Genomic DNA, 7,047 nt, shown 5'->3' on the forward strand with positions numbered 1-7,047 from the left:
ATGCGCCAATTTTTCGCCGCCGTGTGGCTGTGCGCCGCGACCGTGCACGCCGCCGCCGCGGACATGATCGAACGCGTCGCTTCGCCGGACGGCCACATCGTGCTCGAACTGGCACAGAAGCTGGACGCGGCCGGCAAGCGCGCGCTGTCCTACAACGTGCGCTACGACGGCGAGACCGTCATCCGCGACTCGCTGCTGGAACTGCGCCTCGACAACCACCTGTCCGAGAACGCGATGGCCCTGCCCGTCGACCATCACGCGCGCTGGTTCGAGAACCTGCGCGTGACGGGCGTGCACCGCGCGCGCCACGACAGCACGTGGACGCCCGTCACCGGCGAGCGCACGCACGTCCGCGACCATTACGAAGCCCTCACCGTCGACCTGGTCAAGGACGACAATCCGACCTATAAACTGTCCGTCGAAGTGCGTGCTTACGACGCGGGCGTGGCGCTGCGCTTCGCGTTCCCCGAGAACGAAAAAGGCACGTACTACCGCATCATCGGCGAGGACACGGAATTCGCGCTGCCCGCCGGCACGCGGGCGTGGTTCCACGGCTGGGCCCAGGGCCCGTACCAGCTGATGCCGCTGCGCGACTGGCCGGACCAGGCCGAGCGCCCGCTCACGCTGCAGCTGCCGAACGGCCTGTCCGTCGCCCTGCTCGAAGGCCAGATGGTCGATTACGCGCGCACCAAGTTCAAGCTGAGCCCCGACAAGCCGGACACCATCGTGACGGCCATGCACGACCCGGCCGACCTGGTCTCGCCGTTCGCCACGCCCTGGCGCGGCATCATGATCGCGCGCCGTCCCGGCCAGCTGATCGAGAACAACGACTTCATCCTGAACCTCAACGCCCCGTCGCGCATCGCCGACACGTCGTGGATCAAGCCGGGCAAGATCATGCGCGTGATGTCGCTGACGACGAAGGACGCAAAGGCCAACATCGACTTCGCCGCGCGCCACAAGCTGCAATACGTCCTGTTCGACTTCAAGTGGTACGGCAACGCGTTCTCGTTCGACGCGGACGCGACGAAGGTGGCGATTCCCGATTTCGACCTCCCGGGCATCATCGCCTACGCGAAGGCCAAGGGCATCGGCGTGTGGCTGTACGTGAACCAGCAGGGCCTGATGGCGCAGGGCGACACGCTGTTCCAGACCTACCGCGACTGGGGCGTCGCGGGCGTCAAGTTCGGCTTCGTGCAGGTCGGTTCGCATCGCTGGACGACGTGGCTCGAGAAGACGATCCAGCAGGCGGCCGCCGCCAACATCATGGTCAACATCCACGACGACTGGCGCCCCACCGGCGAGCAGCGCACCTGGCCCAACCTCCTGACGGCGGAAGGCATCCGCGGCAACGAGGAAATGCCGGACGCCACGCACAACACCGTGCTGCCGTTCGTGCGCTACCTCGCCGGCGCGGCCGACTACACGATCTGCTACTACGACCCGCGCATCCGCACGACGCACGCGCACCAGCTGGCGCTGGCCGTCGTCTATTACAGCCCGCTGCAGACGCTGTACTGGTACGACACGCCGGACCGCTCGCACGACGAGCCGGAGCTGGCGTTCTGGGACCGCATCCCGACCACGTGGGACGAGACGCGCGTGCTGGACGGCGCGCCGGGCCGCGACGTGACGATCGCGCGGCGCAAGGGCGACGAGTGGTTCGTCGGCAGCATCACGAACAACGACGCGCGCCGCATCCCGCTGCGCTTCGACTTCCTCCCGAAAGGCAAGCGCTACGAAGCGACGATCTACGCGGACGACCCGGCCGCGCCGACGCGCACGAAAGTCGGCATCCACACGCGCACGGTGGACGCGGCCACCGTGCTGCAGCTCGACCTGCCCGCTTCCGGCGGCCAGGCGCTGTGGCTGCGCCCTCTCTAGGCCTCGTACCAGCGGTCCTTCGCCAGCAGGATCTCGTGATGCCCCCGCCCCGCGGGGATCATCGGAAAGCAGTTCTCGGCCTGCTCGACGCGCACGTCGAGCAGGTATGGTCCCTCCGCATCCATGCACGCCGCCACCGCGCCATCGAGTTGGGCGGGATCCTCGACGCGGCGCGCCTGCCAGCCGAAGGCGCGCGCCAGCGCCACGAAGTCCGGCAGCGCTTCCGAATAACTGTGGCTGTAGCGCCCTTCGTAATGCAGCTCCTGCCACTGCCGTACCATGCCCATGCAGCCGTTGTTCGACAGGACCAGCTTCACGGGACACCGGTGCTGCACCGCCGTCGCCAGTTCCTGGATGTTCATCAGCACGGACGCGTCACCCGAGATGCACACGACGAGGTCCTCCGGATGCGCGATCTGGGCGCCGATCGCCGCCGGCAGGCCATAGCCCATCGTGCCCGCGCCGCCCGACGTGAGCCAGCGCCGCGGACGCTCGAACCCGAGATACTGCGCGGCCCACATCTGGTGCTGGCCCACGTCGGTCGACACGATCGCGCCGCGCCGCGCCACGTAATCCGCCAGCGTGCGCATCAGCCGTTGCGGCAGGATGCCCGCGCTGGACGCCGGCACGTCGAGGCAGCGCGCGGCGCGCCATGACGCGATCCTGTCCCACCACGCCGCGACGGGCGCGGGATCGACAGCGTCCAGCATCCCGAGCAGTCCATCGAGAATGGCGGCGCAATCGCCCACCAGGCCGACGTCCGTGCGCACGACCTTGCCGATCGACGCGGGATCGACGTCGACGTGGACGATGCGCGCGTCCGGACAGAAATGCGCCAGCTTGCCCGTGACGCGGTCGTCGAAGCGCGCACCCACGCATACGACGAGATCCGCCTCGTGCATCGCGAGGTTCGCTTCCAGCGTGCCGTGCATGCCCAGCATGCCGAGCCAGCGCGGGTCCGACGCGGGAAACGCGCCCAGCCCCATCAACGTCAGCGTGCACGGCGCATCCTTCCAGCGCACGAGCCGGCCGAATGCGGCGCAGGCGGCGTCGCCCGCGTTGACCAGGCCGCCGCCGCCGTAGAACACGGGCCGGCGCGCGTGCCGGATCAGGTGCGCGGCCTGCTCGAGCGCGGCTTGCGGCACGCTTGACGGGACAGCGTCGGCGGACGAACCGGACCGCGCCGCCGCCACGGCGCTCGCCTGGATATCCTTCGGCACGTCGACCAGCACGGGCCCCGGCCGCCCGCCCAGCGCCGTCGCGACGGCGGTGCGGATCGTGGCCGCGACGGCCTCGGCGTCGCGCACCTGCGTATTCCATTTCGTGACCGTGCTCGTGATGCCGAGCGCGTCGCACTCCTGGAACGCGTTGGTGCCGATCGCACCGGTCGCGACCTGGCCGCTGACGCACAGCACGGGAATCGAATCGCTCAGCGCGTCGAGCAGGCCGGACGTCGTGTTCGCGACACCGGGGCCGGACGTCACGAACACGACGCCGAGCCGGCCGGTCGAACGCGCATACCCCTGCGCCGCGTGGACGGCCGCCTGTTCGTGGCGGACGAGGATGTGGCGGATGCGCCGGTCGAGGGCGAGCGCATCGTACAGCGGCAGCACCGCGCCGCCGGGATAGCCGAACACGGTGTCGACGCCGCAGTCCACCAGCGTGTCGACCAGCACGCGCGCGGCGGTCAAGGGAGTAAGTGTTTTCATCCCTGAATTTTATCGACCTTATCGCCGAAAGTGCTTCACGGTTTTCGCTATAATCTGGCAACTTCCTGAAAAATTTTCACCAATTATGGACGACCAGAGAAAAATTTACGATGCAGCCGATCTGCAGATCCTGGCTATCCTCCTGAAGGACTCGCGCACGCCGCTGCAGGAGATCAGCGGCGCCGTGAACCTGTCGACGACGTCGTGCTGGAACCGCATCAAGCGGATGACGGACAGCGGCCTGCTGGAGGCGTACACGGTGAAAGTCGACCTGGCGAGCCTCGGCTACCACGACACCGTGATCGTCCAGGTGACGCTGGACAGCCACAGCGAGGAGACGCTGTACAAATTCGGCCAGGCGCTCGAATCGATCCCGGAAGTGCTGGAGGCCGCGCTGATCTCGGGCGACTACGACTACTTCATCCGCATCGCCGTGAAGGACACGCGCGACTACGAACGGCTGCTGCGCGAGCGCATCTACAACATCCCGGGCATCCGCCACAGCAAGTCCAGCTTCGTGCTGCGCACGCTGAAGAAGGTCGATACGCCCCTCACCTGAGGGGCCGGCGCCACACTTTCGGGCAGCTTTCACAGTTAACCGAGTTGCGTCTTATGTCTTATAGAAGACTTGAGATACAATATCGGCAGTACCGGGCCAGCAACCGCTGTCCTGCTTTTCAAAACGACTGAAAGAGCTTCCCATGTTAGCCGCATACCGCACCCATGTCGCCGAACGCGCCGCCCTCGGCGTGCCCCCGCTGCCCCTGTCCGCAGCCCAGACCACGGACCTGGTCGAACTCCTGAAGAATCCGCCGGCTGGCGAAGAAGACTTCCTGGTCGACCTGATCACGAACCGCGTCCCGGCGGGCGTGGACGACGCGGCCAAGGTCAAGGCCGCGTTCCTGAACAAGATCGCCCGCGGCGAAGACACCAGCCCGCTGATCTCGCGCGAACTGGCGACGCGCCTGCTGGGCACGATGCTCGGCGGCTTCAACATCAAGCCGATGATCGACCTGCTGGACGACGCCTTCGTCGGCAAGGTCGCCGCCGAAGGCCTGAAAAAGACCCTGCTGATGTTCGACTACTTCCACGACGTCAAGGAACTGGCCGACCAGGGCAGCGCCAACGCCAAGGAAGTGATCCAGTCGTGGGCCGACGCCGAATGGTTCACGTCGCGTCCGGCCGTCCCGGAAAGCATGACCCTCACCGTCTTCAAGGTGTCCGGCGAGACCAACACCGACGACCTGTCGCCCGCCCCGGACGCGACCACCCGTCCCGACATCCCGCTGCACGCGCTGGCCATGCTGAAGAACCCGCGTCCGGGCATCAACCCGGAAGAGCCGGGCAAGATCGGCCCGATCAAGCAGATCGAGGCACTGAAGGCCAAGGGCCACCTGGTCGCCTACGTCGGCGACGTGGTCGGCACGGGCTCCTCGCGTAAATCCGCCACCAACTCGGTGCTGTGGTTCACCGGCGAAGACATCCCGTTCATCCCGAACAAGCGCTTCGGCGGCGTGTGCCTCGGCACCAAGATCGCCCCGATCTTCTACAACACGATGGAAGACGCCGGCGCCCTGCCGATCGAAGTCGACGTGTCGAACATGGAAATGGGCGACGTCATCGAACTGCGTCCGTACGACGGCAAGGCCCTGAAGAACGGCGAAACGATCGCCGAATTCAAAGTGAAATCCGACGTGCTGTTCGACGAAGTGCGCGCCGGCGGCCGTATTCCGCTGATCATCGGCCGCGGCCTGACCTCCAAGGCCCGTGAAGCGCTGGGCCTCGCGCCGTCGACGCTGTTCCGCCTGCCGCAGAACCCGGAAGATTCGGGCCGCGGCTTCTCGCTGGCCCAGAAGATGGTCGGCCGCGCGTGCGGCCTGCCGGAAGGCCAGGGCATCCGCCCGGGCACGTACTGCGAACCGAAGATGACCACCGTCGGCTCCCAGGATACCACCGGCCCGATGACCCGCGACGAGCTGAAGGACCTGGCCTGCCTGGGCTTCTCGGCCGACCTCGTGATGCAGTCGTTCTGCCACACGGCCGCGTATCCGAAGCTGGTCGACGTCAAGATGCACAAGGAACTGCCGACCTTCATCGAGAACCGCGGCGGCGTGGCACTGCGTCCGGGCGACGGCGTGATCCACTCGTGGCTGAACCGCCTGCTGCTGCCGGACACCGTCGGCACCGGCGGCGACTCGCACACCCGCTTCCCGATCGGTATCTCGTTCCCGGCCGGCTCGGGCCTGGTCGCCTTTGCCGCCGCCACCGGCGTCATGCCGCTGGACATGCCGGAATCGGTGCTGGTCCGCTTCAAGGGCGAGATGAAGCCGGGCGTCACGCTGCGCGACCTCGTCAACGCGATCCCGCTGTACGCGATCCAGCAAGGCCTCCTGACCGTCGACAAGAAGGGCAAGAAGAACATCTTCTCCGGCCGCATCCTGGAAATCGAAGGCCTGCCGAACCTGAAGGTCGAACAGGCGTTCGAACTGTCCGACGCGTCGGCCGAGCGCTCGGCCGCCGGCTGCACGGTCCACCTGGACAAGGCACCGATCATCGAGTACATGAACTCGAACATCACGCTGATGAAGTGGATGATCGCGAACGGCTACCTGGACCGCCGCACGCTGGAACGCCGCATCAAGGCCATGGAAGCGTGGCTCGCGAAGCCGGACCTGCTGGCACCGGACGCGGATGCCGAGTACGCCGCCGTCATCGAGATCGACCTGGCCGACATCCATGAACCGATCGTCGCCTGCCCGAACGATCCGGACGACGTCAAGACGCTGTCCGACGTCGCCGGCGACAAGATCGACGACGTGTTCGTCGGCTCGTGCATGACCAACATCGGCCACTTCCGCGCCGCTTCGAAACTCCTGGAAGGCAAGACCGACATCCCGGTCCGCCTGTGGGTCGCCCCACCGACCAAGATGGACCAGCAGGTGCTGACGGCCGAAGGCCACTACGGCACGCTGGGCCGCACCGGCGCGCGCATGGAAATGCCGGGCTGCTCGCTGTGCATGGGTAACCAGGCGCAGATCCGCAAGGGTGCGACCGTGATGTCGACGTCGACGCGTAACTTCCCGAACCGCCTCGGCATCGACACCCGCGTGTACCTGGGTTCGGCCGAACTGGCCGCGGTCTGCTCCACGCTGGGCAAGATCCCGACCCGCGAAGAGTACATGGCGCACACCGGCGTGCTCACCGAGAACGCCGACCAGATCTACCGCTACATGAACTTCGACCAGATCAGCGAGTTCCGCGACGTGGCGGATACCGTCGCCGTCTGAGGCGCGGGTTGACACAAAAGAAAGGCTCCCGACTGAACTGACCCCATAAAGTTGGACGGTTTAGTTCCCTAGGCAGCCAAGGCCTGGGCCCTGTACTGAACAGGGCTCAGGCCTTTTAGTTTGAGCTTGATTCGGTCGTGATTGTAATAGTGGATGTAGTCGGCCAA

5 protein-coding genes are annotated in these 7,047 nt (G+C 66.5%); 3 read left to right on the forward strand and 2 right to left on the reverse strand.

The window, feature by feature from the left end; translation table 11 throughout:
• The gene (locus ASD28_RS26735) at nt 1-1,884 is read left to right on the forward strand and encodes a glycoside hydrolase family 97 protein (protein ID WP_056136048.1); all 1,884 of its coding nucleotides are present in this window, start codon (nt 1-3) and stop codon (nt 1,882-1,884) included.
• Here ASD28_RS26735 and ilvB read toward each other — a convergent pair.
• The gene (gene ilvB, locus ASD28_RS26740; protein WP_056135904.1) at nt 1,881-3,593 is read right to left on the reverse strand and encodes a biosynthetic-type acetolactate synthase large subunit; all 1,713 of its coding nucleotides are present in this window, start codon (nt 3,591-3,593) and stop codon (nt 1,881-1,883) included. The genes ASD28_RS26735 and ilvB overlap by 4 nt on opposite strands.
• A gap of 85 nt (nt 3,594-3,678) precedes the next feature.
• On the opposite strand from ilvB, the gene ASD28_RS26745 reads away from it, so the two are divergent.
• On the forward strand, nt 3,679-4,152 hold the full coding sequence (locus tag ASD28_RS26745) for an Lrp/AsnC family transcriptional regulator (RefSeq protein WP_056135907.1): 474 nt from the start codon (nt 3,679-3,681) through the stop codon (nt 4,150-4,152).
• Between the two features lie 142 nt (nt 4,153-4,294).
• The gene (gene acnB / locus ASD28_RS26750) at nt 4,295-6,880 is read left to right on the forward strand and encodes a bifunctional aconitate hydratase 2/2-methylisocitrate dehydratase (RefSeq protein WP_056135909.1); all 2,586 of its coding nucleotides are present in this window, start codon (nt 4,295-4,297) and stop codon (nt 6,878-6,880) included.
• A 68-nt stretch (nt 6,881-6,948) separates the two neighbouring features.
• On the opposite strand, the gene ASD28_RS31450 is transcribed toward acnB, so the two are convergent.
• Nucleotides 6,949-7,047, reverse strand: a 99-nt coding sequence (locus ASD28_RS31450; protein WP_156650903.1) for an IS3 family transposase, incomplete at its 5' end; no start/stop codon positions are given.

Origin of the sequence: Massilia sp. Root133, assembly GCF_001426525.1 — a bacterium.
GTDB classification, from domain to species: domain Bacteria; phylum Pseudomonadota; class Gammaproteobacteria; order Burkholderiales; family Burkholderiaceae_D; genus Telluria; species Telluria orientalis.

Bases quoted from the DNA above. Each gene is read 5' to 3' on its own strand.
- ASD28_RS26745 (WP_056135907.1), top strand. From the start codon at position 3,679: ATGGACGACCAGAGAAAAATTTACGATGCAGCCGATCTGCAGATCCTG.
- ilvB (WP_056135904.1), bottom strand. From the start codon at position 3,593: ATGAAAACACTTACTCCCTTGACCGCCGCGCGCGTGCTGGTCGACACG.
- acnB (WP_056135909.1), top strand. From the start codon at position 4,295: ATGTTAGCCGCATACCGCACCCATGTCGCCGAACGCGCCGCCCTCGGC.
- ASD28_RS26735 (WP_056136048.1), top strand. From the start codon at position 1: ATGCGCCAATTTTTCGCCGCCGTGTGGCTGTGCGCCGCGACCGTGCAC.